The sequence below is a fragment of the Alteromonas sp. AO-Serp genome (genome assembly GCF_017849675.1).
GTDB classification, from domain to species: Bacteria; Pseudomonadota; Gammaproteobacteria; order Enterobacterales; family Alteromonadaceae; genus Alteromonas; species Alteromonas macleodii.
Map to the genome: position 1 here is coordinate 12,576 of NZ_JAFLMX010000166.1, position 26,485 is coordinate 39,060.

General features: G+C 42.4%; 22 protein-coding genes. 7 read left to right on the plus strand and 15 right to left on the minus strand.

The annotated features are described in order from the left end of the window. Positions 1 to 79: 79 nt before the first annotated feature. Positions 80 to 1,651 (minus strand): cation:proton antiporter domain-containing protein, encoded by a 1,572-nt coding sequence (locus tag QVA83_RS11735; RefSeq protein WP_287498487.1) that lies wholly within the window; start codon positions 1,649 to 1,651, stop codon positions 80 to 82. A gap of 337 nt (positions 1,652 to 1,988) precedes the next feature. Between QVA83_RS11735 and QVA83_RS11740 the strand changes: the two genes are divergently transcribed. Further along, a complete protein-coding gene (locus QVA83_RS11740) occupies positions 1,989 to 3,617 on the plus strand; it encodes an FMN-binding glutamate synthase family protein (RefSeq protein WP_156078384.1) in 1,629 nt (542 codons plus the stop codon). 88 nt (positions 3,618 to 3,705) lie between these two features. Here QVA83_RS11740 and QVA83_RS11745 read toward each other — a convergent pair whose 3' ends face one another. Beyond that, the gene (locus QVA83_RS11745; protein WP_156078383.1) at positions 3,706 to 4,179 is read right to left on the minus strand and encodes a c-type cytochrome; all 474 of its coding nucleotides are present in this window, start codon (positions 4,177 to 4,179) and stop codon (positions 3,706 to 3,708) included. A 185-nt stretch (positions 4,180 to 4,364) separates the two neighbouring features. On the opposite strand from QVA83_RS11745, the gene QVA83_RS11750 reads away from it, so the two are divergent. Continuing rightward, entirely contained in the window at positions 4,365 to 4,787 is a 423-nt protein-coding gene (locus tag QVA83_RS11750) for a universal stress protein (protein WP_014998425.1), read from the plus strand. Between the two features lie 108 nt (positions 4,788 to 4,895). Next, positions 4,896 to 5,252 carry a diacylglycerol kinase gene (locus tag QVA83_RS11755; protein ID WP_156078382.1) on the plus strand — a complete coding sequence of 119 codons (357 nt, stop codon included), beginning with the start codon at positions 4,896 to 4,898 and terminating at the stop codon, positions 5,250 to 5,252. 77 nt (positions 5,253 to 5,329) lie between these two features. Here QVA83_RS11755 and QVA83_RS11760 read toward each other — a convergent pair whose 3' ends face one another. Together QVA83_RS11760 and QVA83_RS11765 are read right to left on the minus strand one after the other, a co-directional pair. Then, a complete protein-coding gene (locus tag QVA83_RS11760) occupies positions 5,330 to 5,680 on the minus strand; it encodes a hypothetical protein (RefSeq protein ID WP_014998423.1) in 351 nt (116 codons plus the stop codon). 228 nt (positions 5,681 to 5,908) lie between these two features. After that, on the minus strand, positions 5,909 to 6,928 hold the full coding sequence (locus QVA83_RS11765; RefSeq protein ID WP_231513140.1) for a tyrosine-type recombinase/integrase: 1,020 nt from the start codon (positions 6,926 to 6,928) through the stop codon (positions 5,909 to 5,911). 1,676 nt (positions 6,929 to 8,604) lie between these two features. Between QVA83_RS11765 and QVA83_RS11770 the strand changes: the two genes are divergently transcribed. Continuing rightward, positions 8,605 to 9,981: an MBL fold metallo-hydrolase gene (locus QVA83_RS11770; RefSeq protein ID WP_156078380.1), complete on the plus strand. Its 1,377-nt coding sequence runs from the start codon at positions 8,605 to 8,607 to the stop codon at positions 9,979 to 9,981. A 120-nt stretch (positions 9,982 to 10,101) separates the two neighbouring features. On the opposite strand, the gene QVA83_RS11775 is transcribed toward QVA83_RS11770, so the two are convergent. The 4 genes from QVA83_RS11775 to QVA83_RS11790 all read right to left on the minus strand — a co-directional run bounded on the left by QVA83_RS11775 (position 10,102) and on the right by QVA83_RS11790 (position 14,627). Further along, the gene (locus tag QVA83_RS11775) at positions 10,102 to 11,394 is read right to left on the minus strand and encodes a DUF2254 domain-containing protein (RefSeq protein WP_061485913.1); all 1,293 of its coding nucleotides are present in this window, start codon (positions 11,392 to 11,394) and stop codon (positions 10,102 to 10,104) included. A 133-nt stretch (positions 11,395 to 11,527) separates the two neighbouring features. Next, positions 11,528 to 11,674, minus strand: coding sequence for a DUF2256 domain-containing protein (locus QVA83_RS11780; RefSeq protein ID WP_014998419.1), 147 nt, complete (start codon positions 11,672 to 11,674; stop codon positions 11,528 to 11,530). Next, positions 11,661 to 13,199, minus strand: a complete 1,539-nt coding sequence (locus tag QVA83_RS11785; RefSeq protein WP_156078379.1) for a cryptochrome/photolyase family protein — start codon at positions 13,197 to 13,199, stop codon at positions 11,661 to 11,663. The genes QVA83_RS11780 and QVA83_RS11785 overlap by 14 nt, the downstream gene beginning before the upstream one ends. 3 nt (positions 13,200 to 13,202) lie before the next feature. Beyond that, positions 13,203 to 14,627, minus strand: coding sequence for a cryptochrome/photolyase family protein (locus QVA83_RS11790; RefSeq protein WP_156078378.1), 1,425 nt, complete (start codon positions 14,625 to 14,627; stop codon positions 13,203 to 13,205). Between the two features lie 111 nt (positions 14,628 to 14,738). Here QVA83_RS11790 and QVA83_RS11795 point away from each other — a divergent pair, with 111 nt between their 5' ends. Together QVA83_RS11795 and QVA83_RS11800 are read left to right on the plus strand one after the other, a co-directional pair. Beyond that, a complete protein-coding gene (locus tag QVA83_RS11795; protein WP_156078377.1) occupies positions 14,739 to 16,046 on the plus strand; it encodes a DASH family cryptochrome in 1,308 nt (435 codons plus the stop codon). Positions 16,047 to 16,058: 12 nt separating this feature from the next. Further along, a complete protein-coding gene (locus QVA83_RS11800) occupies positions 16,059 to 17,690 on the plus strand; it encodes a cryptochrome/deoxyribodipyrimidine photo-lyase family protein (RefSeq protein WP_156078376.1) in 1,632 nt (543 codons plus the stop codon). A gap of 2 nt (positions 17,691 to 17,692) precedes the next feature. On the opposite strand, the gene QVA83_RS11805 is transcribed toward QVA83_RS11800, so the two are convergent. Beyond that, positions 17,693 to 17,980, minus strand: a complete 288-nt coding sequence (locus QVA83_RS11805; protein WP_014998414.1) for a hypothetical protein — start codon at positions 17,978 to 17,980, stop codon at positions 17,693 to 17,695. Between the two features lie 210 nt (positions 17,981 to 18,190). Between QVA83_RS11805 and fabA the strand changes: the two genes are divergently transcribed. Beyond that, positions 18,191 to 18,709: a bifunctional 3-hydroxydecanoyl-ACP dehydratase/trans-2-decenoyl-ACP isomerase gene (gene fabA, locus QVA83_RS11810; RefSeq protein ID WP_014949559.1), complete on the plus strand. Its 519-nt coding sequence runs from the start codon at positions 18,191 to 18,193 to the stop codon at positions 18,707 to 18,709. Between the two features lie 101 nt (positions 18,710 to 18,810). Here fabA and rmf read toward each other — a convergent pair whose 3' ends face one another. The 6 genes from rmf to pyrD all read right to left on the minus strand — a co-directional run bounded on the left by rmf (position 18,811) and on the right by pyrD (position 26,398). Beyond that, positions 18,811 to 18,987 (minus strand): ribosome modulation factor, encoded by a 177-nt coding sequence (gene rmf, locus QVA83_RS11815; protein WP_014949558.1) that lies wholly within the window; start codon positions 18,985 to 18,987, stop codon positions 18,811 to 18,813. Positions 18,988 to 19,289: 302 nt separating this feature from the next. Continuing rightward, positions 19,290 to 21,047 (minus strand): DUF3466 family protein, encoded by a 1,758-nt coding sequence (locus QVA83_RS11820; RefSeq protein WP_061095051.1) that lies wholly within the window; start codon positions 21,045 to 21,047, stop codon positions 19,290 to 19,292. Positions 21,048 to 21,059: 12 nt separating this feature from the next. After that, complete coding sequence (uup, locus tag QVA83_RS11825) at positions 21,060 to 23,000, minus strand: ATP-binding cassette ATPase Uup (RefSeq protein ID WP_014949556.1); 1,941 nt, start codon at positions 22,998 to 23,000, stop codon at positions 21,060 to 21,062. Next, entirely contained in the window at positions 22,997 to 23,230 is a 234-nt protein-coding gene (locus tag QVA83_RS11830; protein ID WP_014949555.1) for a glutaredoxin family protein, read from the minus strand. Before QVA83_RS11830 ends, uup begins: the two co-directional genes overlap by 4 nt. Beyond that, entirely contained in the window at positions 23,227 to 25,323 is a 2,097-nt protein-coding gene (rlmKL, locus tag QVA83_RS11835; RefSeq protein WP_278343573.1) for a bifunctional 23S rRNA (guanine(2069)-N(7))-methyltransferase RlmK/23S rRNA (guanine(2445)-N(2))-methyltransferase RlmL, read from the minus strand. Before rlmKL ends, QVA83_RS11830 begins: the two co-directional genes overlap by 4 nt. Positions 25,324 to 25,390: 67 nt before the next feature. Further along, entirely contained in the window at positions 25,391 to 26,398 is a 1,008-nt protein-coding gene (pyrD, locus tag QVA83_RS11840; protein ID WP_014949553.1) for a quinone-dependent dihydroorotate dehydrogenase, read from the minus strand. Positions 26,399 to 26,485: the final 87 nt, after the last annotated feature.

Consider the following 26,485-nt stretch of genomic DNA (forward strand, 5'->3'; position numbering starts at 1 on the left):
TCAAAAAAGTCTTTGTAAAACAGTTGTTTACAAACGATAACGTTTCTCAATTCATCCATTGTTCGCATTTAGAACAGCATTACCGTTGTTCATGGGCGTAGGCTAAGCTTTCTTCAGCAAAACCAAGTCCTGCTTCAGTAAAGAAGTTGAATACTTTGTCGACGCCATTGTCTAGCAAACTGGACACTTCATCCTCATAGCGAGCTATGGCAGCGACTTTTCCGGTATAACCAGCGTTCTTTAATTGGCGAGTGATATTAATCGAATCTTGGATAGATGGTAGAGCAAGCAAAACGAGCTGTATCTGCTTAATATCCAGGTTGTCCCATAAATCCACGTCTTCGCCATCGCCGCAAATAACATCGAGTCCTTCCTCAGCGAGTTCCTTAACTTTAACCCGATCAGCATCCATGCCCCACACGCTCACATCGCTCAACTTCGATAGCGCATTAAAAGCACCGCGACCAACACGCCCCATTCCCAACACTAAAAATTCTGCATTGTTTAGAGTAGGGTAAATATCTTCTTTTAAACGTTCCTTTTTCTCGAAGCGTTTAATGGCATGCTTATATTTGTGATAACGTGAATGTGAGTTCCGATAGAGCACGCTGGTAATTACGAATGAGATTGAGACGGCAAGAGCAATGACTACTAACCATGAATTTGCCAATAATCCTAAAGAAACTGCAAGCGCCCCAACAATAAGCCCAAACTCACTGTAATTTGATAGCACCAGGCTGCTTAAATACGCAGTACGTCCTCTAAGACGAAGCGATGTAAACAAACCGAAAAACAGCGCAGCTTTTAACGGTATAAATAAGCAGAATACAATGGCGAGAACAACCATACTCAGACTGGGAAGCGCTGTTAGCCCTATGGTAAGGAAAAAGCCAATTAAAAATAAATCTTTAAAACTAAGTAGTGACTTGGCAAGTTCTGAGGCTTTTTCGTGTTGCGCCAACATGATTCCAAAGATAAGTGCACCTAGGTCGCCTTTAATATTAACCAGCTCAAATAAATGATAACCACCCAAAGCAAGAATGAAACCTGTAAGAGGTAATAATTCTCCGTGGCCTGATTTATTAATCATCTTGTTGATAATTGGCATTGCCGGGAATAATGCGAGAAGGGCAAGTGCCCATACCGACGGTAACTTGCCTGTTGCAGCTACAAGAAAGATTACGGCAAAAACGTCTTGCATAACTAAAATGCCAATGGCCAGTCGACCGTGGCGTGTTTTGCTCTCGCCGCTTTCTTCCAATACTTTAACTACACAAACAGTGCTACTGAAGCTTAAAGCAAAAGCGATAAGAGCTGCACTCTTCCAGGTAAGTCCATCAACAAAGTTTGCTGCAACAGCGCCTATTGCATAAACACAACATGTGATAACGCCCACCCATATTAATGTGTGAGATACGCTCCCAGCCCAAACTTCACGTCGGCTTAAATCTCTTATATTGAGTTTTAAGCCGATAGTAAACAGCATTAGGGTAATACCAAGATTAGCGATTTGAGTTAAATCTTCAGTGAGAGTGTAGCCTGCGAAATTGAGTAAGAAGCCAGCCACTAGATAGCCAACTAAAGGAGGAATGCCGATAAGCTTAACCGTTAAACCGCATATAAATGCGAAAAGAAGAAATGCATACTCCATGAATTACCTTTCAAAAATGTTGAACGTGAAATCCGCTACCCAGCGCAGGTTACATCATAATTTAACCTCGTGTTACTCATAAATCACGAGGTCAACTCGCTAAAATCGAATTAATAGATTAGCATGTAATGGCTTGTTTTCGCAGCTAAAAAAGGTCTAAGATAGTATTTTGTGGTAACGCGTAACCAATTTTAACGTTAAGCTCAAATCTTGTTTTTTTGATTTATATCAATGGATTAGCATAGATATAAATCTAGTTCCCGTTTTTAGATGTATTGAACAAGGCTGTAGGCATATTATCTTATTTAAATATGGCCAAAATAGAGAAGGACTTTGAATGCGTTTTACAATACTAACTGTACTGAGTTTACTGGTCGCTTTTAATCTGGTTATTGGTTTGTTGTGGACCCCCGTGTGGTGGTTCTTACTGCTGTCAGTTACGCTACTAGTTTTTGGTCTTTACGATGCCTTTCAAAATAAGCACGCCATATTAAAGAATTTCCCATTGATCGGCAGGGTACGCTGGACCGTTGAAGGGCTTCGGCCTTACATCCAGCAATATATCATCGAGACCGACACCAGTGGTGCGCCTATTTCTCGCATGTTTCGTTCAATTGTTTATCAACGGGCTAAAAACAGTAGGGAAACTGTCCCGTTCGGTACCCAGCTAGATACCTATAAAGATGGCTATGAATGGATTGGACATTCATTGTCTGCCCGTGAGGTAGAAGACATGGATGAAGATCCTCGCATTACCGTAGGTGGCCCACATTGCAAAAAGCCCTATAGCGCAAGCGTTTTGAACATAAGCGCTATGAGTTTTGGGAGCTTGTCTAAAAATGCCATTTTAGCGCTAAATAAAGGGGCGGCCAAAGGTGGGTTTTACCACAATACGGGCGAGGGCGGCTTAACCCCGTATCACTTGGAAAATGGCGGCGATATTGTTTGGCAAATCGGCACAGGCTACTTTGGCTGTCGAAGCAAAGATGGCGGGTTTGACCCTGTACTCTTCGAGGAGAAAGCGAAACTCGACAATGTAAAAATGATAGAAATTAAGTTGAGCCAGGGAGCTAAACCAGGACACGGAGGTATTCTTCCTGCTTACAAGAATACCCCAGAAATTGCCAAAATTAGAGGTGTTGAGCCTGGTACACAAGTCGATTCACCGCCAAGACACAAAACCTTTTCCACGCCATTAGAAATGGTGGACTTTATCAGTCAATTGCGCAAATTGAGCGGCTATAAACCCGTAGGTATAAAGCTAGCGCTTGGTAGAAAAAGTGAGTTTATTGCCATGTGTAAAGCCATGGTAGAGAAGGGCGTAACGCCAGATTTTATAACGGTAGACGGGGGCGAAGGCGGTACCGGCGCCGCACCGCTAGAATATACCAACTCGATTGGTTTTCCTCTTCGAGAAGCGCTGGCATTTGTTGATGATTGCCTCACTGGCTTTGGAATACGAGACAAAATTAAAATCATCGCCTCGGGTAAGATCATTACGGCGTTCCAGCTAGCTAAAAATTTAAGCTTGGGTGCTGATTTATGTAACAGTGCCAGAGGCATGATGCTGGCACTTGGCTGTGTCCAGTCATTATCCTGCAATACCAATAAGTGCCCAACAGGCGTGGCAACACAAGATCCAAAGCTTGAGAAAGGCTTAAACGTGGAAGACAAGTACGAGCGAGTGTACCGTTTTCATAAAAAGACCATTCACGCGCTAATGGATATCTTATCGTCAACGGGTCATATCAAAACCAGTGAATTAAATCGAACACACATATTTAGACGGGTCGACCAATGCCACATTGCTCGTTACGACGAGATTTTTCCACTTGTAAAAACCGGAAGCTTCTTGACAGATGAAGTACCTGAGCGATTTAAGCTACATTTAAAAGAAGCTAACGCGGGAAGTTTTATGCCGTGCAGTTTACTGGCTGAAATTGAGAAAGAAACGAAAGCCGTATAGTGCAGCTCTAACTAGGGTGATGATAAATAAAAAGCCTAACTCTCTTTGAAACTAGTAATTAGGAGTTAGGCTTAGTGAGATTCAACCTCTATTCCACTTTTTTCTCAGGAATACGCAATTGATAAAGGCGGTAATCACTGGTTCTATATGGCGTTACTTTATATTTGGGTTGCAAGTAAGCCACTAAATCAATAAGTTCAGATACCGTAAGTTCGTCATTTACTATTCGCATTAATGAGACACCGTCTTCACTGGTAAAGCTAGCTGGCTGACGTGGGGTAAGCTTATGTGAAGGGTTAATAATGCTGGTAACCAGTTCTGCATAAGTGGTTATTCTTCCGCTGCTGCCTCCTAATGGGATGGGCTTTGCTACTAAATACTGTGCATTTTCACGCTCTTTTTCTCCTGCAATTCTATGGCAGTCCTGGCACTGATATTTTTTAAAAACCTGATAACCTTTTTCCATATCACCTTCGGGCAGGCTGAATCCACGTGGCGATTGAGGCCCTTGATCACAAGCAAAAAGTAGAAGCGACACTATTACTAGTATTATGGTTCTCATATTTATACCCCTCACTAAATTTTTACTATTTACGAAATGTAGTACATAAATCAAGTATGGATAATTTTGAGGAGTAAACATTGACCTAGCGCAAAGTATAATAATTTTCGTGGTTCTACTATGTAGTACGAATAATAAGCGGTATCTTAAAACCACTACTTCCTAAACTGTTAAGGAGAGTCACAATGCAAGGCTACGATACGATATTAGTACCTATTGATGTTTATTCTGACTATGAATTAGTTGTAGAAAAAGCCATCGCCATCGCTGGTAATAGCCACAAAATTCATTTGCTTTATGTCGCATATCCGCAAACCAACGTAGAGCCCTATGGGTTATTTTTAGAACGTGATTTTTCGGAAGAAGTTAGAGAGCAGGCGCTAAGACAATTAAAAGATGTTGCGTCTAAACACGACATTCCTTACAGCCACGTAAACGTAGAGATTGGCTCACCTGCCGATGAAATACACCACATGGCTGAGAAAATTAACGCGGATCTTATTGTTGTAGGTACACATGGTCAGAGTGGTCTTCGCTTGTTATTGGGCTCGACGGCAAATGCGGTTTTACACGGTGTAAAAACAGATGTGTTAGCTGTTAAGGTGTAATTGGACTAAGTTAAAGATCTAAGCAGGAAGTAACTGGAAGAAAACCTTTAATCGTCATGTAGATGTAATGATTGTTCGCTAGCGTATTATTTTTTGTGAATGCTAAACATGATGGTAAAACGAAAGGGATTAACTAGGCTTCTTTACGCAACTTACTATTCGTTGAAGGGATTGCGCGCAGCGTTCTTAAGCGAAGCAGCGGTTCGGCAAGAAGTTTTCACAATGTTAATTTTAATACCAGTCACTTTTCTCTTAGAAGTTACAAGTATTGAGCGAATTTTGCTTATCATGTCACTGTTGATTGTACTGATAACAGAGCTGCTCAACACTGCTGTCGAAAAGCTCTGTGACCATGTAAGTACAGATATTCACCTGCTTATTGGCAGAGCGAAAGATATTGGGTCCGCTGCTGTTTTTGTTAGTTTAGTCTTGGCATGTTTTACCTGGCTTACCATTCTTTGGTAAAGCAAGCATGCTTTAGGCTAAAACATTACCAACTATAACCAAAATAACGTCTTTCAAGCTCAATGCTAAAAAAGCCGCTATAGGGCTTTTATCTTTTGATCGCAGGTTTCAGAGACTAATGTTCGAATGGTGCTATCTAAATTTTTGATATGAGAATAGTGCAGTGAAGTTTCACCGCCATTATTTATATCTTTAATCGTGAACACCACATCATCGTCTCGCGACGTAACACAAATTCTTACGTAGTCGTCGGATTGGGCTAGCGGAACATGGAGATAAAGAGGCTCGTTGTGAGAATTTAAGTACTCGACTGCCGCTTCCTGTGATTTGAATGGGTCCTGTTTTTCAGGCTGAATCTTCCAAGAAGAAGATTGAACCACCATTTCTGCTAGTAACTTTCCGTGCTTAGTATCGATTGCGCTGCTCATATAAAACTCCCTTCATTAAAGCGTTCACTCAACTATGCGAAAGAGCTTAATCTACATAGAAGAAGACTCTCGTTTGAGAGACAATTTGTGAAATATACGCAATTACTACGCACGAAAAAACGTTTCAGATTTAAAAATGTGTGAATAGAGTAGGTGAGTTGTACGTAATATTTTAAATAATAGTTATGCGTAACCATTATTTTCTTATTGCATTGATTTATATGTAATTTATCTTTTTCTTTTTGCCGATAGTTTTGCCATTCCGCCCCTTTTTACATTAGCTTGTTTTGTATAATGTCCGGGCATTTCTGGTGACTGCCAGCCGCCAGCAAGTTGGAGCTCAGGTAAAGTTGCACCGTCTTCGGCAAGAGAAACAGCGCCACCAACTCGACCGCTATGAGGGGTAATGTTTTCGCTAATACCTGCGCGTTGAGCAATTCGTTGCCAAATTCTGTAAACACTAGAGTAATTTAAAACGTTAGCTTGGTGGCTTGGAATATGTTCGTCAAATGGCAAAAGTGCCGTTTTATGGTTCGTAAGCCGCCTGAAAAGAATGCCCTTATGTAGGCCACGTAAATCTGAAGGAAGGCGTTGCTCTTTAGTTTTTGGATCGATGTTCGCTTCATTAATATACTCTTGTACCATGGAAATAGTACTAGCAGACACGTAGCGGTATTGACCCTGACCGGACTGGTCACTTTTCGATGATACAACGAGTAAAGTATTATTTCGTGCGGATATATCCTCAACGCAAACGCGCACAAGTTCATCTGCGCGAAGTAACGCGTCAAACATCAAATTGATAATTGCAAGGTCACGAAGTTCTAATAATGAATCGGGAATGATCGCATTATTGATCTGTTCAACCATATCAATGGTTAGTGGCACAGCTTGCTTATGCGATAGCCTAAACTTTTTGTTTTCGATCAATGATAGGCGAATGAAGTCCCTCAAATAAGCCGACCTTATTATTGGGTTTGGCAATTTCGCCACACCTAAGAATTTACTCAGCGCTGAGAGTCGGCGTTTTATGGTTCTATAGGCTAGGGGAGAACGACACAGTTCTTCTACATATCGTTTTATACATGTCTCGTTATGTTCGAAGCTATCAGAGAAACCAGATAAGCCTGTTTGCTTACAAAATATGGCGAACTCGTTATAGTCACTAATATAAGCACGTTGGGTGTTGTAAGGTAACTTAGTAAAAATATCACGGTAATAACTTTCGAAGCTTTTCGAAGATGACATGGTCTCGTTAGACACTAACGAATGTTGCGATGTATTACTATTACCACCGGGGCCCTTGGTACTGAGGCCTCCCGAAACAGTGCCAATATAGCTATTAGAAATTTGTGATATTGAATTTACACACTCTTCATCTTCATACTTACCAACAGATGAGGTATGCGAATTATTAAGCTTAGAAGACATGTGTTAACCTGGTTAGAGCATTTGCTAGAATTATGTAAGATACTGGGTGTTATTGTAAAGTATTGATATTATTGGATATTCACGCATGATAACTGTAATTATCATGCGTGAAACCCTGTATAATCAACATGTTATAATGCTTTTTTTAAATAGTTCGAACGCGATAATTATAGTCGTAAACGGGTAGGGACAATAACATTTTAGATGTGGAATGGGACTACTAGCCACTAGTAAAATGACACTTGATCTAAAATCCTTTGAAGCTATTTCGATGTCTTTACTTCTTTTACCAACCTTCTAGTTGCTTGGTAAAAGAAAATTATAATAAGAAAAGCTTTCTAACAATAAATAATCGTTAGATTAATCCTTTTATTAGTGTCCAATGAACTATGAAAGGCAAAGGCTGATTAATTTAGATTCGACTCCTTTATTCAAAGGTAGTCCTATAAAATCAAGATATATATCTCATAAAATGTGTGTTTTCAGATAACTACTAAGTTTATAAATAATCATGAAGATTCGAAATGTAAATCTGATTCCGCTCTTTAAGATAACTAATTTAAAGTTATGTTAGTTATATCGAATTCCAGTCTGGCTAGAATGGCATTCCAAAGCTGGAATAGAAACGACAGTACGCGCTAATTGATAACCACATTAATACTCAATTTAACATAATATACATTATGCGTAATTAAGTGTATGGACGATTAGGGCGATGATGCCGCTCTATTCGGATGTTTTGTTGGCTGTGATTACTTACGAACTTTTATGCGTGGCTGCTTGTGTTTGCTTATTGTCGGTACTGGCGTTTGTGCGGTTACATCTCACATACGTCAGCACTTTTAATTCAAAACTGCTCAGTTAATTTGATTTGGACGTAATAAATTGAATCGTGCGCTACGTAAAATCTGCAGTACTATGTCCCTGATATTTTAATTTCATTCACGTAGCGCACGGTATGTTTTTGCGCCGTTTTGTTGATAAAAAAGTTAAACTATTTTGAGGCATTTATTATTAGGTTAAACAACTGAGCATTTTATAAAAGCTCATTGATTTCTTGATATTGATGTTTCTATCTTGCTTGTTGGTTTTTTACTGCGTTATTTAATATGTGATTTCATCTCTATTATCTATGCCGCAAATGACTATAAATGTTTTAAGCTCATAGCTTATTTAGATGCTCTTCTTAAACTAGAGGTATTTGATTACCTGACGTTTAAGTTAATCACCGCAATTACCATACACAGCTATTTAAGGCTTTTTTATAAACCTGCGTTCTCAATGCAGCACGTCTATCCATAACGGCTATGCAAAGAATGTAATTCAACTGTGGCAAATCACTAATGCGAAATCGCAGTCACAATCTTCATTACGTAGCTACTCCTTATTGTCTTGGTGGCAACGCAAACCAAATTACTAGAACGTGTGATCGTATATACGTTTCTGTGCATATAAAGCGTTAGCTACTAGTAAACGCATCGCTAAGGAAAGTTATGAAAATTCAAAGTTTTAAGGCTGAAGGTTTAGCGCAGTTGTCATATTTGGTTTCAAGTGGACAATTTGCGTTTGTAGTTGACCCACAATTAGATATATCCACGTATATCGATGCTGCAACAAGTCTTAATGTAAAAATAGACTGCATATTTGAGACCCACCGTAACGAAGATTTTATATCAGGCGCTGCAGCGTTGGCACAGCGTCTTGATATACCTGTTTATCACGGGCCGAACGCTGACGAAAATGTTGAATATGCTTCTTACACCAGTGTTGGTGATAAATTCAACGTTGGAGATTTACTTGTATCCGTATTAGAAACGCCTGGTCATACTAAAGACAGTATCTGTCTAGCCGTATCTGATACTGCTATAAGCGACGAAGTTATTGCGGTGTTCACCGGCGATACATTATTTGTAAATGATGTAGGTAGAACTGACTTTTATCCTAATGAAGAACATGAAATGGCGGGACGCTTATTCGAAAGTCTTCAGAAGTTGTCACGCTTACCCGAATCGGCTGTTATTTATCCAGCGCATGGTGCAGGTTCAGTTTGTGGTGGAGGTATGGCAGACAGAGAGTTCTCGACTATCGGATATGAGCGTAGGAATAACCCCAAGTTCTCAATCAAAGACAAGCAACGCTTCATTGAAGAAAAGGTACAGGAAACACATTACTATGCGCCCTACTTCGAAAAAATGGAAAAATGCAACGTTAAAGGTGAGCTTTGTACTATAGATATCACCTCTCCTGCTTTCATTGGTAATTTCGATCCTTTTGAACTTTCAAATCAATGTTATAACAATGAAATAAAGATAATAGATGTAAGGACTAAAGATGAGTTTTGTAGCACTCATATAGATGGCAGTTTGTTCTTTGGTGAAGGTTTGGTTTCATCATATGCAGGTTGGTTTCTAAAGGATAACGACAAGATCATTGTAGTCGCTAATAGTGGTGAACACGCCAGTTCAACAGTGTTGCAGCTACGTCGGATGGGTTTTAATAACGTTAATGGCTATATTATCAATGTGCCTGTATTAACTGGTGACGCTAACGTCGATAAAGGATTGTGTTCCTTAAGTCTCACCAGTGCAAAAGCCGTTAAAGTACACTTTGATAGTAATAGCAGTGACTGGGTTTTATTGGACGTTCGAAAACAAGATGAACGTGACAGTGTGGCAATTAATGGGTCGACGCATGTTTATCTGGGTCATCTTAGTTCATCAATTGGAGGTTTTGACAAAAACGTTAGGTACACAGTTTATTGTGGGTCGGGTGTCAGGGCCACGACAGCGGCCAGCGTTCTTAGACAAGCAGGTATAAAAACTGTGGATGTGATGGAAGGTTCGATGAAAGCATGGCAAAAGCTTAGCTAAACTTATCGATAAGTATATGTAACAAGCCTAGATCACCATTATTATTTAACTGTTCTTTAAATAGCCAGCTAAGTGAAGCGTACCATTTAGCTGGCTTTCGCATTTTACTGACCAGATATATCAGTCCTCTTTAAGGATTTGATGGAAGTGCTTTACTCGCTCTATATCATTGTCATAGTTCATCAATAACTTATTTCTCTCAAAACTGTGCTCTGCCATGCGTATCGCCTCTGATTTAAAATCATCGTTTAGGTTATTGAAGCATGTCTTTAGGGTGGTTAACGACTTTTGAATTCTTATAGCGACTTCTATATTGGCGCCACCATCTCGCGCTATAGATGTGTATGCGTCGTCGTATAGGTCGGCAACGTTCAACTCAGGCACAGAAATACGATCATACTTTGCAGTCTCGCTCTTTTTTTCCTTTTGTGTTTTCGGGCTGTCTTCGAATTGCTTTCGCCACATAAGCATTAATCGTGTAATGATGCTAATAGTATTTATTGCCGTACCGTGATCATTGACGGATGGCGACAACGCTCTTGATGCTATCTCAGCCAGTACGATAAAGCCGAAGCGCGGGTCTGCCTCAAAGGAGCGGGCTTCTCCAATAGTGAACGCGCTAATTACATCCTTGGTTTGTTCATCTTTATTAACGTAGGCTATGGGGCGCTCTGGTGTCACAAACTCACCCGGCAGCATGGCAACATTTATAAAACAGTCATTACTTTCAGCCCAGCGCTGTAGTTTTGCAATATCTATTAACTGAATGTAGCCTACTTGCTCGGTAAAAATAGCGTGAGCCCCCTGCTCTTTTACTTGTCCCTGTGGGACTGCGCCCAAGCAAGGCATATCAATTCTGTTTTTAATGGCACGAGTTGTTGCGTGCTCCACTTTCAGTAGTGTTGAGCCTACGCGCCCTAAGCGTGCTACGCTGTCTACCCAACGTATAAACGTTAAGATAACAATGATGAAAGCCACACAGGTCAGACAGAATAAAATGAACAATCCCGCTTCATCGAAGAACGCCTGAGTCATTGCAGTAAGTGCAACAGCACTATATATAAATGCGCCTATAAAAACTGAGAGCGCATTTTGTGAGACGTCGTCTGATATTATAAGGCTTAAAGAACGAGGTGTAGATGATTGGCTCGCTGACGCGTAAGCATTGACCATAGTGCCTGCGGAAAACGTAGCTATAACCATCATACTTGATGCCATTATTGAGAGTAGCGTTTCAACAGAATCGGGCTTTATCTCAGGGATATGTTCGGCAAGTGATGTACCGTCAGCAACTTTAGCTATAAAAACCGCGAAGATAGAAAGCAAACAAAAGCCAAGAGGCTTCACCCAAAGCTTCTCTTTTAGACTGTATAAAAGAAAACGTAGCCTATCTACGGTTATCGGTGCTTCCACAACACACTCCTTGTATTTTCACTTTATTTCATACGCAACAGTAGCGGCGAATGATTAACTATAGTTTTTATTTAGCGGTAATGATGCCTTAGCGATCTATGTTTCTAGTTTTGCCCACACGCCATATCGCGCTTTACTCATCGGTAGCGCTTTTTCTATTTCCGGCGCAACGCTTGGAGCAATAACGTACATTTTCCCAATTCTTTTCCCATTTTTTGCGCCACGTAAATGGTCGTTGGCAAACCGGACATATCTTTGTGGGTAAATCAGACTTCTTCATTTTTGGTTAGCTTTGATAGAAATATTGCAGCATCTTGCTTCATGGTCTCGATGTTTTCTTCCTTCATTCGTCCATAGGTTTTGTAAATCATGGCCATTCGATGATTGTTACTCAGTTTTTCTTTGTGCTTATCAATAAAGTGCCAATACAAATAGTTGAATGGACAGGCTTTCGGCCCCGTTTTTTTCGAAACCTGGTATCCACAGTTCTTGCAATAGTTGCTCATTTTGTTGATATAACTACCGCTCGCGACATAAGGCTTACTCGCTAAGTTGCCGCCATCGCTATACAGAATCATGCCTGCTACGTTAGGAAGCTCAACCCACTCGTAGGCATCGGCGTATACCAACAAATACCATGCTTGAACCTCTTCTGGGTTAAGTTCGGTCAACAAGCTGAAGTTACCAATTACCATCAAACGCTGTATGTGATGGGCGTAAGCGTTTTGTTGCGTTTCTTTAATGCATTGCCGCATGCAATTCATATTCGTTTGTGCGTTCCAGAAGAACGAAGGTAGTGAGCGGCTGTTATTAAAGTAATTATCAGTTTTCAAATTTGGCATAAAGTGCCAATAGAAACCTCTAACATACTCGCGCCAGCCTAGGATCTGACGTATAAATCCCTCGGCAGAATTTAGAGGTACTTGTCCTGCGTGGTAGGCTCGCTCAGCAGCGTGGATAGCCTCGCTAGGTGTTAACAAACCGCAGTTCAGATAAAAGGCTATATGAGAGTGGTAAAGCCAAGGCTTACCTTCCACCATGGCGTCTTGATACTGACCAAAATTAGGTAATCTTTCTTCTATAAAAGTATTTAAGACGCTGAGTGCGCCTTTTCGAGTTACCGCAAAGTGGAAGTTATCTATATCGCCAAAGTGATCGTCGAACTCCTCTTTCACAAGGCCGATAACATCTGCTGTTATGTCGTCAATTTCAAACGTCGAGTGTTTAGGAACCTTATGAGTTTCAGGCATAGATTCACGATTTTGCGCGTCATAATTCCACTTACCCCCGATGGGGTTCTTACCTTCCATTAGTATGTTGTGCTTGCGGCGCATCTCACGGTAAAAAAACTCCATACGAAGTTGTTTTTTGCCGTTTGCCCAATCGGTAAATTCCTGAGGGGTGGATAAAAAACGATTGTCATCGCAAATCGTAACAGGAACCCCAAGGGTATTTTCCCATTGCTCCATGCTTTTAAGCAGGCGGTATTCACCGGGCATGGTCACTCTTACTTCATCAAACGTGTTTTCGTTAAGCGCGTATTTTACCTGGGCGAGTAAACCGCCTTGATTGTTTTCGTCGTTATAATGAACGTAGTTAACGTTAAAATTGTCGTCGCGCAACGCTTTGGCAAAATGACGCATAGCACTAAACAAAAACGCTATCTTCTTTTTATGGTGTTTTACGTACGTGGCTTCCTCACGCACTTCCGCCATTAATATGGTGTCTTTACTTTTTACTGCATTAGCTATTGCCGGTAATGTTTCGGTAAGCTGGTCGCCTAAAACTAAGATAAGTGCCGCCATACCCTACTCTTTTATTTGTTGAAAAGCGTCAAGTGCACGCTGACGCGACGCTTTCAAATCAACAATAGGCTTTGGGTATTCCTTGCCAAGCTCAATGCCTGCCTCTTTCAATATGGCGTTTGGAGCTTCCCAAGGCTTATGAATGTATTTGTCTGATAACTTATTCAACTCGGGGCAGTACTTGCGAACGTATTGCCCTTTGCTATCAAATTTCTCACCTTGCAGAATTGGGTTAAATATCCTGAAGTAAGGTGCTGCATCGGCACCTGAGCCCGCTACCCATTGCCAGCTGGCGCTATTGCTGGCAAGGTCGGCATCTAGCAATGTGTCCCAAAACCATCGCTCGCCTTCGTGCCAACTGAGCAGTAAGTTTTTGACCAAAAACGAGCCCACAATCATACGTACTCTGTTATGCATGTAGCCTGTTTGCCACAGTTCGCGCATACCCGCGTCGACGATAGGAATGCCAGTTCTGCCTGTTTGCCATGCTTTAAGTGCCTTAGCGTCAGTACGCCAGGGAAACTTGTCAAATTTATCGTTAAAGTTTTTATTAGGCAGGGTCGGAAAATGGAACAATAAGTAATAGCTAAACTCCCGCCAACCAAGCTCACTTAAATAAGTTTCAATGCTCTTGTCTTCGCTATTTCCGAATTTGTCTTTAATCGCATACCAAACTTGATTTGGCGACACTTCCCCGAAATGTAGGTGGGGAGATAAGCGAGATGTACCTTTTGCAGATGGTATATCTCTTCCATCTTTATACTTTCGCGCTGAATTTTGAATAAAGTCAGCTAGGTTATCAGCGGCGCCGTCTTCACCTGGAGCCCACGTTTTGGCGATGGTCTCATCCCACTTGATAGTGGGTAACAAACGTAAAGATGCTAAATCATCACCTTCATTACTTACATCGGCATAAGTAATACGTGCTGGCGGTGCTTTGGGGTAACGAGGCTCTTCAATCTGTAAACAGCCTTTTTTGTAGTATGGGGTAAAGACTCGGTACGGTGTACCGTCTTTCTTTAGAACCTTCATGGGTTCCCACAATAAACTACCGTTAAAACTGTGAGCTTCGTAATCACTATCGATAAGTGTTTTCTTAATCCCTTTATCCCGATTTATTTGCCACGGTTCGTAGCACCGATTCCAGAAAATACCCTTGGCATCAAATGACGCCATTAACTTGGGAATAAGCTTCTGAGGATCACCCTTAAATATTTGTAGATGCCCGTTCAGGCGTTTATTCAACGACACTAGCGAATGATGAAGCCACCATTTGCTGGCGCCTCCTGGTTCTCTTCCGTTAGGCGTTGTGTCATCGTAGATGTAGATGGGAACTATTTTTCCCATGTCGCAAGCAGCGTTTAATGCCGGATTGTCTTTTACACGAAGGTCTTGTCTAAACCACATGATACTAACAGGAACGGTCACTTTTTTTCCTCAGGCGTTGCGCCAAATTTTTATATTATTCGTATTGCATGTATTACGGTAATAAACGGGTTCAGGATCCGTATAAACAGTAAAAAAGTGCTCTAAATTAGTATGATAAACAATCACACTCAACAACAGTGTTCAAACCTTAATCAACGAGGTTTGTTCTGGTTTCGACATGACCTAAGACTTCATGATCAAGCCGCCATCGCCGCGCTTTGTAAAAAAGTTGCTCAAATTACTTTTGTCTACATCTTAGATGATAAGAATTTCAGCCCAAATGAGTTCGGATTGTCTCCAATGGGACAACACAGGCATACATTCTTGTTGCAGACTTTAGAAGATTTAAAACGCCAGTTGGCTGGCTTAGGTCATGAGCTACTCGTACTAAAAGGCAAGACGGCAGAGTGCCTGGCGAATCTTTTTCAGGCGGGCCAATATACCCATATAGGTGTTAGTCAACATTGCGGTTATGATGAAACTGCTCAATTAAACGCAGTAAAGCGTTTCTCTAATTCATTGACTGTGGTTGAAACCCCAACGTTCGGGTTGTTTGATGTTTCGACATTACCATTCAGCATTGAAGATATGCCTGATGTTTTCAGTCCGTTCCGCAGAAAAATAGAGAAGCATAGTGAACCTTTACCGGTTCACGATGCGCTAGCGTCTTTACCCGACGCATTTACGCCCCCGTTGGATGAGTCATTTCATTTAACCCTTGATATTGATTTACCCGCGCCATCAGAAACATCATTTGTAGGAGGTGAAACAGCGGCGCTATCCCACTTAGGCACTTACCTCTTCGACTGGCAGTCGGCGTCTTCATATAAAGAAACGCGAAATGCGCTTGATTCTTGGCAAGACAGTACTAAGTTCTCGGCCTGGTTAGCTAACGGTTCACTTTCTGCGCGAGAAGTCGTTAGGCAAGTACAGCTTTTTGAAGCAACAGTCGAGAAAAACGATTCCACTTATTGGATTTACTTTGAGCTACTGTGGCGAGAATTCTTTCACTGGTTGCAGTATAAATATGGAGCAAAATGGTTTCACTTCAGTGGGATTCAGGGGAAAACGCCATCTACACAACATTGTCCAGAAACGTTTAGACTTTGGTGTGAAGGTAAAACAGGCTATCCAATTGTAGATGCGTGTATGCGACAGCTTGCTGAAACGGGATACATGTCTAACCGCGGTAGACAACTAGTAGCAAGTTGTTTTGTGCACGAACTTCGTCAAGACTGGCGATATGGCTCAGCGTGGTTTGAGCATCAACTCATTGATTACGAAGTGGGAAGTAATTGGGGAAATTGGCTCTACCTTGCTGGTGTTGGCAGTGACCCTCGCGGACACAGACAATTCAACTTGATAAAGCAAACAGAGATTTACGACCCCAAGGGCCAATTCCGTAAAAAGTGGTTATAGGTTATATGTTCTATGGTGCCAGATAACCCTAAACCGTCCATTACGATTATATGGTTTAAGCGAGATTTTCGCCTGCGTGATCATGAGCCACTTTTTCGAGCTGTAGAAGCGAAAGAAAATATATTGCCGCTTTTTTGCTGGGAACCATCGCTTATTGAAGACCCACATATGGACGTTCGCCATTGGCGATTTGTTCAGCAAAGTATCGACGATATTAACAACCAGCTTCCTGCACCTGCCCGTATTTTGACGTTGCACTGTGAAGTGATAGATGCATTTAAATTTATTGCTCGGTATTACACCATTTCTGCGGTTAGGAGTTACCAGGAAATAGGCCTAAAGGTTACGCATAACCGTGATGTGAAAGTGGCTAACTATCTGAATAATAGAAATATTGCTTTGAAAGAAAGCCAGTTTGGAGCAGTAATTCGAGGTTTGCCCCATCGAGCTCAATGGCAGTCGAATTGGGAGCACCATTTTACAACAAGCACTTACGATTTTGATATAAACAGTGCCAACTGGGTCGCTTGGACGCAGCATGCCGCGATAAAAGATGCTGAAAAGAATTTCGACGACATCGCCGGTGATAGAGCGTCTATTAGCCGCCAATTTGACCCTAACTCAGTCTACGAAACCAACCTTCGTCCCGAGGTCATCGCGCACCTAAGTGAACTTGAAGCTATGCAACCTGGCGGTGAAAAACGTGCATGGCATGTGCTGAAAGACTTTTTTAAACGTCGGGGGAAGTTTTACCATCAGCATATATCGATGCCAGAGAATGCGAGGCGAGCATGCTCTCGATTGAGTCCATATTTGGCTTGGGGCAATATATCAATCAAGCAAGTTTACCAAAGTGTTTTGCAGCAAAAACAAGTGAAGAAGACGTTAACGGCCGACGAAGGAAAACAATGGGGGCGTGCCCTTTCTGCATTAACTTCCAGACTTCACTGGCATTGCCACTTCATCCAAAAATTTGAAAGCGAACACAGTATAGAATGGCGCCCAATGAACCGTGCCTATGAGAACTACCCTTTTATTGACGGCCCTGAAGCTGAGCGTCGTTTTTATCGTTGGAAAACCGGCCTAACTGGCTATCCACTGGTTGACGCCTGTATGCGAGCGTTGAAGTATACGGGTTATCTAAATTTTCGCATGCGCGCTATGATCACTAGTTTTCTGTGCCATCACTTAAATGTTCATTGGCTAAAAGCTGCGCATTACCTAGCTACGCAGTTTTTAGATTTCGAGCCAGGTATTCACTATCCACAAATTCAAATGCAAGCCAGCGTAACAGGTATCCACACCGTGAGGTTGTACAATCCTGCTACACAATCAAAAAAATTAGATCCAGAGGGTCTATTCATAAGAAAGTGGGTGCCAGAGCTTAAATCATTGCCTGGCGACGCAATACACGCGCCGTATCTATTGCCTCCTCTAGAGGCTCAAATGCTCGACTTTGACCTAGAGCGAGACTATGTCGCGCCCATTATTAATATTGCTATTCATAGCCAGAGCACGGCTAAGCGACTATGGGACTTTCGAGACAGAGATGATGTGGTTAAAGAAGCGCAGCGCATAGTGAAACGTCACACCATGCAAAATAGCCCCAGTCGAGCATGGCTTAAAACTAAGCTAGACCATTAGGCCTAGCGGTTATTTTTTCGAAGCCACTCGTTTAAAAGTTTAATTTGTCCGCACTTGTATGCCGCGTACATAAGTCTCATGGCGTTCGACATTGCTTCACTATCTGTCCAACCCGTCTTGTCGCGTATTTCGTCATAACACGCTTTTGCTTCTGGGCTTACATAGCCTCTTACTAGCTTTTTACCCGCGTCTTTTTGTCTTTCTCTGAAACGTCGCTGTTTATCTGCATTGGCTTTAGCTCTATCTGCTGCACTTTTCTTAATGATCTTTTTCGTCGTTTGTTCTGTCATAGTTTTCACATAAAGTTACGTTATGGTAGAGCCTAAAAAGTTAGGGTCTGCACATATTTCATACGCCTAGCGTGATATTTATACAGGCCCAAGTAACTAAAGCTATATTAGCACGCGTTTTTCTTCAGAAAAATGACTGTTCAGAGTTGTTTGGCGTACAACTGTTCGCTAAATTAGCAGCGTCACTTTAATAACAGCAACGAGTTGGGAATGTCAGAGAAGAAAAATAGTTTTAACAAAGAAGATTTATTGGCGTGTAGCCGTGGTGAAATGTTTGGCCCAGGTAACAGTCAACTTCCCGCACCTAACATGTTAATGATGGACCGCGTAGTTTCAATTACAGAAGATGGCGGTGAGCATGGGAAAGGCGAAATTATCGCTGAATTAGATATTACCCCCGATTTATGGTTTTTTGATTGTCACTTCCCAGGTGATCCGGTAATGCCGGGATGCCTAGGCCTAGACGCGATGTGGCAGTTAGTTGGTTTCTTCTTAGGTTGGAGCGGCGGCCCTGGTAAAGGCCGAGCTTTAGGTGTAGGTGAAGTTAAATTTACCGGTCAAATCCTTCCAACCGCTAAGAAGGTAACGTATAAGATCACGATGAAGCGCGTGATAAAGCGTAAACTCTTCATGGGTATGGCAGATGGTTCAGTAGAAGTTGATGGCCGTGAGATTTACGTAGCGAAAGATTTGAAAGTTGGCTTGTTCCAAGATACCTCAAACTTCTAGACTGCCTTTATAGAGCTATAAGGGCAATTACCGTTGACCAACAAAAAAGCCCCTTTTCAGGGGCTTTCCTTTTTGCATAATCAGTTCATAAAAGAGAAGTGTTATTTAACACTTAAACCTAAGTGTCTGTCTTCTACTGCCTCGCGCCATCCACCTAACCACTGTGAACGTGCATCGTTTTGCTGAAATGGACAATTTTCCTTTGAACGACCGCTAATGCCAGCTTGATAGCCTTTCGAATGGGCGCGTGTCAGTTTATCTCTTTTTTGTCTTTTCATTGATTAGCCTCTTTTGTTTGTTGAAAGTACAACAAATCATTTTCTCGAGCGCTCTACATCATTTCGGTTGATAGTGCCGGAAAAGTGATTGCGTACAATACTGTGATAGTGCAATTAACTAAATGGTTCAAGAAAAATAAAAAATAAAAGGGCTTGACAAAATTTAAATAAATGAAGTTTCTATGAAATTTATGTTACATTTTTTATGCATAAATATGTCTTTTTTTACGTTTTTTAGGCATAAAAAAAGCCACGCATAGGTGGCTCTTTTTATATTGATTACATATTGTCCAAATGGTCAGCTATTTCTTTATACGTCTACGCATAAATACTGCAGCAAATAGACCAAAAAATGCGAGTAAACCTGTTGCAGCTCCTTTTCGCTCATAGGGCTGTTCGTCCTCGGGAATTTCACATTCATCTATGGAACCATTCGATAACGGAGACAGTTTAACCGCCACTACGGAGTCGATTTCTTCTGTTTCACCGTCTGAATTAATTATATCGTTACCCGTTACATACTTGTTCGTAGCTTTAATTCTCGCATTCGCAATGATCTCATTATCATCGTTGATATCTACTGCTTCAATTAGCTCATATGGGTTATCACAAGAGACTAAATCATTTAAGTTAGTAAACTCTTCAGTATCAATGTTGTACATAAATGCCGCTGTATCGCGAAGCGTATCACTCGTTGCATCCACGTCTGCCTTACCCACTACGATATTATTATTGTTAATGGCATTCGCAGTCACACCAGCACTCACGAAGAAGCCATCAGGGTAATGCTGTTCTTGGGTATCAAGGTTGTATACAAACAAACGAGAGCGTGCGATATCGCTTTGTGAACGAAGCACTGCACCCGTCACCCAATTTTCATCATTAATTGCGATAGCCTGGCTAATGATATTTTCTTCGCGTGGAAGAAGTTCAATGGTTTCACCGTCTCTGAAAACCGTTGCAACTCGTTCACTTTCAGTCCTGCCTGATGTATTTGGGCGCGTTATCGTAATGCGATCTCCAGTAAGGCCTTCACCGACTGCGATACCTTGGTTATTTATGTCATAGGCATACGTGAAATAGTGGCGTGTATCGTCTTCATCAGGTTCAAATAATAACGGGTAGGTATCGGTGCTGATTACATCGCCGTTGACATCGATCTGCCAAATGGTAGCGTTAACCTCAGACAGCAATACGAAGCTCGGTAAGTAATTTGTAGATGAATTAATGAAGTAGCTAGAAATACGTGGAACAGCAAAATCGCCATTATAAATAGTAAACAGGCAGCGACCTTCAGATGTGTCACCACGAGACTCATCGTCTGTACACGTTTCAACAGCATCGGCAACATCATCGCGGAAACTAACAGTACTGAAACCTGCAACCTGTAAGTTTGCGTTTATTGCTCGAGCTGAAGAGAACCCTCCTACAGTGTCATCAACAGCTGGAAGTACTTTAGTCTCTCCAGATGCTTGAACAAAGGCTTGTTGTGCTGACTCTGGATACGTGTAGTTTAATGTATCGCCATCTTCGTTCTCATATGGGTCTAGAACAACCAGTCCCGAAGAATCACCGACAATAAAGTTACCGTTCAAGCTGTCACGACCAGTCGATTCAACAGATCGCGTATAGTCATCAAATTTGTCTGTAACTTCATCAAGACCTGGTACTAATGATATATCTTGAGTGTCGGTTGCATAGGTTCTATACGACGCTAGCTTCTGTCCCGTTGTAAGATTTGGGTTCGATAGAAGATAGTTTACTACCGTGGTGTAGTCTATGTCTGTAAAAACACCCTGGCGTGCGTCATCTTCGTTTTCTAGACTCTCACCGAACTGGTCAAAAAAAGTCGTGTCTTCTTCAAGCTGCTCTGCGTCGATTGGTGGATTGAACTCCAGTTGAACGACAGACAACATTTTGCCTGAGTTATCAATCGAACGAGCAAAATTGTTTCTAGCGGTATCCTGTAAAGGAAGAGGCGTCACTGAATAGGTCGCGGCGAATGCCGAAACACTTCCTGTTGCCAACAGAACGGCGGCGGCAAGCTGAGTTCGTTTCATTTAAAATCCTATTTACTGCTGATTATCTTCCAGCATACTTTCTAGTTCATCCCAGCGCGCATATTTCTGGGAAAGTAATTCTTCTTTATCTGCCAGCTCGGCTAACGCCTTGGCAGTAATGTCACTGTCTTGTTTGAAAAAGTCCGGGTCGTTCACTTTTTCTTGCATAGCCTCAAGCTCTTCCTCAAGTGTCTCTAGCTCTTTCGGTAAGGACTCAAGTTCACGCTGGTCTTTGTATGATAGCTTTTTCGTCTTACGGGGAGAAGACTTAGCACTAGGACTGTCTGAAGCTGAATTAGTTTCATTCTTTACCTTGGCTTTTTCTTCCTTTTCGATTTGCTGACGTTTTTCCTGTTGCTCTTTATACCAGTTTTCTACGTCAGTGAAACCCCCAATAAATTCGCGAAGCATTCCATTACCCTCGAATACCACGCTACTATTTGCTACGTTATCAACAAATTCCCTATCGTGACTGACTAAAAGCACGGTGCCGGTATATTCGTTGAGTAAGGTTTCGAGCATTTCCAAGGTTTCAACGTCTAAGTCATTGGTAGGCTCATCCAGCACCAAAACGTTGCTCGGTTTAAGCATCAGTTTTGCTAGCATCAGGCGGTTTTTTTCTCCACCTGATAGCGACTTAACCGGTGCATTAACTCGTTCAGGCGTAAACAAGTAATCTTGTAAATAGCTGATCACATGGCGTGGGTGGCCATTTACCATCAGATCTCGTTTACCGTCGCCTACCGCGTCTATCACAGACTTTTCTAAATCCAGCCCGTGGCGGTGCTGGTCAAAGTAAGCAACTTCAAGATTAGTGCCTTGTTTGCAGTTGCCGCTATCGGGCTGGAGTTCGCCTAGTAGAAGCTTGATAAGCGTACTTTTACCGCTACCATTAGGACCAATGAGAGCAAGCTTGTCACCACGCAAAACATTCAGGTTTAACCCTTTAACAATAGGCTTGCCTTCAATGCTATAGCTTAAGTCTTTTACTTCAAACACCATCTTTCCAGAGCGCGCGCCCTGGTGTTGATTGACTACCGCATTGCCCTGAACCGCTCTTCTCGCTTTACGCTCCTCGCGTAGTTTTTTCAGCGCTCTTACTCGGCCTTCGTTGCGGGTACGGCGGGCTTTGATGCCCTGACGAATCCATACCTCTTCTTGCGCTAGTTTTTTATCAAACTCAGCGTTTTGTGAAGCTTCAACCTCTAAATCGTGCTGCTTCTTTTCTAAATAAGTTTCGTAGTTACCCGGATAGCTCGTAACCGAGCCGCGGTCTAGATCAATAATTCGCGTAGCCATGGCACGTATAAATGCACGGTCGTGGCTTACAAACACAATTGCGCCTTGGTAATTACTCAAGCTGGATTCAAGCCAGCGGATCATTTCAATATCAAGGTGGTTAGTTGGTTCGTCTAACAGGAGCAAATCCGGCTGTCGAACAAGCGCACGAGCTAGCGCTGCTTTTCTGCGCCATCCCCCAGAAAGAGTAGATAGCGATATCTCAGGGTCTAGCTTTAGCATGGTTAGCGTCTGTTCAATTTGCTGTTCAAACTGCCACGCGTCTCTGGCTTCTAACTGTTCTTGTAGTCGCTGTAATTTATTTAAATTCGATTCGCTTGGATCTTCACCAACGATACGGGTTTGATGAAAGTAGGCTTTCAGTGTTTCACCTACGTCAGATAAGCCTTCGGCAACATAGTCAAAAAGCGTCACATCGGTAGTTTGGGGCGGGTCCTGCTCTAGGCGCGCAATGACCGTATTATTTTCAATTATACGCTGCCCATCGTCGGCAATAATATCGCCAGCAATAACTTTCATCAGTGTTGATTTACCGCTACCGTTGCGACCTACTAAGCAGACGCGCTCTTTAGGCTGTACAACCAGTTCGACACCGTCTAACAGCGGCGGATTCCCATAAATAACAGTGATGTTTTTTAACTGCAAAATGCTCACTGAAGAAACTCCTCTAAATCGGCGGTATTAAAAGGCCAGCCGATTTCTTTTTCATTATCTGCCCGTTTCAAAACGGGGATCCTTGCACCGTACAAATGATAAAGCTCAGTGCTAGTGCGAATGTTAACCTTCTCTATATTAAGCGATGAAAACATAGACGTTTGTTGAAGCTCAACATCGGCTAAGTCGCACAGGCTACATTGGGGCCCGGTGTAAAAATAAATTTTCATGAGCCTAGCACCCAGCACTGATGGATGTTGCCTTTACGTGCAAAATCTTCTGGAATAGTGTCTTTGGTAATATTGTCTACTGACAAGCCCAGTTCACTGATGGCTGATTCGTCTAGCTTAAAGCCACGCTTGTTGTTAGAGAAGATGATGATCCCCTGCTCTTTTAAGCACGCTTTAGCATCGGTAAGCATTTTTACGTGGTCGCGCTGCACATCCCACGTATTTTGCATACGCTTTGAATTCGAAAATGAAGGTGGGTCGATAAAAATTAAGTCGTATTTGCCTTTATGCGTGCCTAACCAAGTGGTGCAGTCAGCTTGAATAAAAGCATGAGGCGCAGTGAGTTTGTTCAGCGCTACGTTCTTCTTTGCCCACTCTAAATAAGTATTAGACATATCCACTGTCGTTACAGACTTTGCGCCACCTTTAGCGGCGAATACCGACACACTACCCGTATATGAAAACAAGTTAAGAACGTCTTTACCTTGGGACAACGCCTGCACTTTTTGGCGGGTATTACGGTGATCTAAGAAAAGGCCTGTGTCCAAGTAGTCAGTAAGGTTAACCAGGAAACGAGCGCCATTTTCAAACACTTCCATCATGTCGCCAGTCTGATTAATTTTCTCGTACTGTTTTGTACCTTTTTGTTGGCTACGCACTTTAAGCGCTATCTGTTTTGGTGAAACACCTGTTACTGCTGGCAAATGAAGCAAGACTTCTTGCAGACGCTTGCGTGCTTTATCTTCAGAAACCGTTTTTGGCGGCGCGTATTCTTGAACGACCAGCCAGTCACCATATCTATCTACGGCAACGTTATAATCTGGCAGGTCAGCATCGTATATGCGGTAACAGTTAGTGTTAGCGTTCTTGATCCAGCCTTTCATGCGTTTGAGGTTTTTCTTCAAACGATTGGCAAACTCGTGGTTGCTAGCGTCCTCGCTAAACTGTACCGTGTTTTCTTCATCCAACACATAATTCGCTAAACGACATTCCAGCTTACCGTTATTCATGGCATAGTCTTTGGTGGCGCGAAGCTTTAAAACCCGAAGCAAATCACGATTGCTGCTAAGAAGCGACACATGCCATCCCTTCCAGGCTTCTTTAAAACGCTTACCCCAATCACTAAATAGCGGTATCAACGATGTTAGCTCGCCCAAACGTTCTCCGTAAGGAGGGTTTGAAACGACGTAGCCTGGTGTGGAAACGGGAGGAGAAGATTTTGTTGCGTCTTGCTGTGAGAACGAAATATCGTTAAATACGCCAGCAAAATCAGCGTTTGCTTTTGCAATTGCTACCATTTTACGGCTGAAATCACCCGCGTAAATACCACTGCAGCTTGGCTTCTGAACGGAAATAGCTTGTTCTACCAAATCATCCCAAAGCTTCTCTTCGTGGCCGAGCCACTTAGTAAAGCCCCAATACATACGCTTTATACCTGGCGCAATATTGCGAGCGATGTAGGCTGCCTCAATCGCGATGGTGCCCGAGCCACACATTAGGTCGACCAATGGCGCATCGGTATTCTCTGTCCATCCACTACGCATTAGCATTGCGCTTGCGATATGCTCTTTAAGCGGCGCGTCACCGGTTTCTTGTCGGTATGCGCGTTGGTGCAGACTTGCCCCTGCTAAATCTATGCCTAAAATTACATTATCGCGATGTAGTCTTGCATACACAGAAATATCAGGGCTCTTTCGTTCTACTGATGGGCGCGGTAAGCCTTGCTCTACAAATGAATCTACTATGGCGTCTTTAACACGAACCGCACCAAATTGAGTGTTTTTTATGGCAAAGTTTGTGCCGATAAACTGTACAGATAAGGTATGACGTGAATCCATCTGCATTTGCCAGTCAATACCCATAGCCGTGTTATACAGTGCATCTGCATCGCCTGCTTTACCTGATGCAAGCACCCAAATTACGCGGTTAGCTAAGCGTGACCATAAGCAAAGTTTATACGCATCCTCTTTTGAGCCTTCAAACTGAATAGTGCCAGGCCCTTGCTTAACTTGCGCATCAGGGCAAAGGCGTAGCACTTCTTGTTTTAATAGTTCGTCAAGACCGCGACTGGTCGTAACCAGAATAGTATTCATTCATGTACCTGTTTTTGATGTACGTGCCTAAGAAAAAGCACGTACACGAGAGATTGGTTTGGGTATATTATAACGCGTTTACGATGCGTTTAACGAGCGATGGGCCTTGATAAATAAAAGCCGAGTAGACCTGCACCAGTGATGCGCCAGCGTCCAAGCGTGCTTGTGCCGCTTCGGGTGAGTCAATACCACCAACGCCAATAATAGGAATAGCGCGGTCAAGTGCTTTGTTTAGCTTGCGTGTTACTTCTAAGCTCATATCTGTCATAACTGAGCCACTTAAACCGCCCATTTCCTCAGCGTGCTGTAATCCGGCAACGGCATCACGTGAAAGTGTCGTATTAGTAGCAATTACGCCATCCATTTTGCTGTTAATTAGCGAGGCAGCGATACTGTCAATTTCCACATCGCTCAAATCTGGCGCTATTTTAATGAACAGCGGTACATATTTACCGTGGGTTTGCGTTAGCGTTTCCTGTGCTGCTTTTAGGCCAACTAACAGCTTATCGAGCGCTTCACCGTATTGAAGGTTTCTTAGGCCAGGTGTGTTCGGTGACGAAATGTTAATAGTGACGTAGCTTGCGTAAGGATAAACTTTGTTTAAACAAATCAGGTAATCGTCGAGCGCATTCGCTTCTTCGGTATCTTTATTTTTACCAATATTAATACCAATAGGCCCTTTAAACTGAGCCTTTTTCACTTGTTCGACAAGATGATCAACACCTTTATTATTAAATCCCATGCGATTAATAATGGCGTGCTTTTCCGGAATTCTGAATAAACGAGGTTTTGGGTTTCCTGGCTGCGGACGAGGCGTTACCGTGCCTATCTCAACAAAACCAAATCCCATGCTCGCAAATGCATCAATACAATCGCCGTTCTTATCAAGACCGGCGGCAAGTCCTACCGGATTATCGAAGGTCATGCCGGCAACGGTAACGGGCTTTTTTATCGTCGGTGTGCTGTACATCCATTTCAGCGGTGTATGTTGGGTCTTGTTTAACCAGTTAATGGTGAAATCGTGACTTTTTTCAGGTTCACACTGAAGCAAGAATTTTTGCACTAGAGATTGCATGGTTATTTTTACCGCTCGCTAATTAAGGGCCTGTTGATCATCAACGTATATTGCGCTTGTATGAGGTTTGCATTTACAAGCGATGCT

Coding starts and splice junctions, on each gene's coding strand:
- QVA83_RS11830 (WP_014949555.1), bottom strand. CDS start 23,230: ATGAAAATTTATTTTTACACCGGGCCCCAATGTAGCCTGTGCGACTTA.
- QVA83_RS11740 (WP_156078384.1), top strand. CDS start 1,989: ATGCGTTTTACAATACTAACTGTACTGAGTTTACTGGTCGCTTTTAAT.
- QVA83_RS11750 (WP_014998425.1), top strand. CDS start 4,365: ATGCAAGGCTACGATACGATATTAGTACCTATTGATGTTTATTCTGAC.
- QVA83_RS11760 (WP_014998423.1), bottom strand. CDS start 5,680: ATGAGCAGCGCAATCGATACTAAGCACGGAAAGTTACTAGCAGAAATG.
- QVA83_RS11805 (WP_014998414.1), bottom strand. CDS start 17,980: ATGACAGAACAAACGACGAAAAAGATCATTAAGAAAAGTGCAGCAGAT.
- pyrD (WP_014949553.1), bottom strand. CDS start 26,398: ATGCAATCTCTAGTGCAAAAATTCTTGCTTCAGTGTGAACCTGAAAAA.
- QVA83_RS11745 (WP_156078383.1), bottom strand. CDS start 4,179: ATGAGAACCATAATACTAGTAATAGTGTCGCTTCTACTTTTTGCTTGT.
- rmf (WP_014949558.1), bottom strand. CDS start 18,987: ATGAAAAGACAAAAAAGAGATAAACTGACACGCGCCCATTCGAAAGGC.
- QVA83_RS11780 (WP_014998419.1), bottom strand. CDS start 11,674: ATGAAGAAGTCTGATTTACCCACAAAGATATGTCCGGTTTGCCAACGA.
- QVA83_RS11765 (WP_231513140.1), bottom strand. CDS start 6,928: ATGTCATCTTCGAAAAGCTTCGAAAGTTATTACCGTGATATTTTTACT.
- rlmKL (WP_278343573.1), bottom strand. CDS start 25,323: ATGAATACTATTCTGGTTACGACCAGTCGCGGTCTTGACGAACTATTA.
- QVA83_RS11785 (WP_156078379.1), bottom strand. CDS start 13,199: ATGGCGGCACTTATCTTAGTTTTAGGCGACCAGCTTACCGAAACATTA.
- QVA83_RS11795 (WP_156078377.1), top strand. CDS start 14,739: ATGATAAACAATCACACTCAACAACAGTGTTCAAACCTTAATCAACGA.
- QVA83_RS11820 (WP_061095051.1), bottom strand. CDS start 21,047: ATGAAACGAACTCAGCTTGCCGCCGCCGTTCTGTTGGCAACAGGAAGT.
- QVA83_RS11755 (WP_156078382.1), top strand. CDS start 4,896: ATGATGGTAAAACGAAAGGGATTAACTAGGCTTCTTTACGCAACTTAC.
- QVA83_RS11800 (WP_156078376.1), top strand. CDS start 16,059: ATGGTGCCAGATAACCCTAAACCGTCCATTACGATTATATGGTTTAAG.
- QVA83_RS11735 (WP_287498487.1), bottom strand. CDS start 1,651: ATGGAGTATGCATTTCTTCTTTTCGCATTTATATGCGGTTTAACGGTT.
- QVA83_RS11770 (WP_156078380.1), top strand. CDS start 8,605: ATGAAAATTCAAAGTTTTAAGGCTGAAGGTTTAGCGCAGTTGTCATAT.
- fabA (WP_014949559.1), top strand. CDS start 18,191: ATGTCAGAGAAGAAAAATAGTTTTAACAAAGAAGATTTATTGGCGTGT.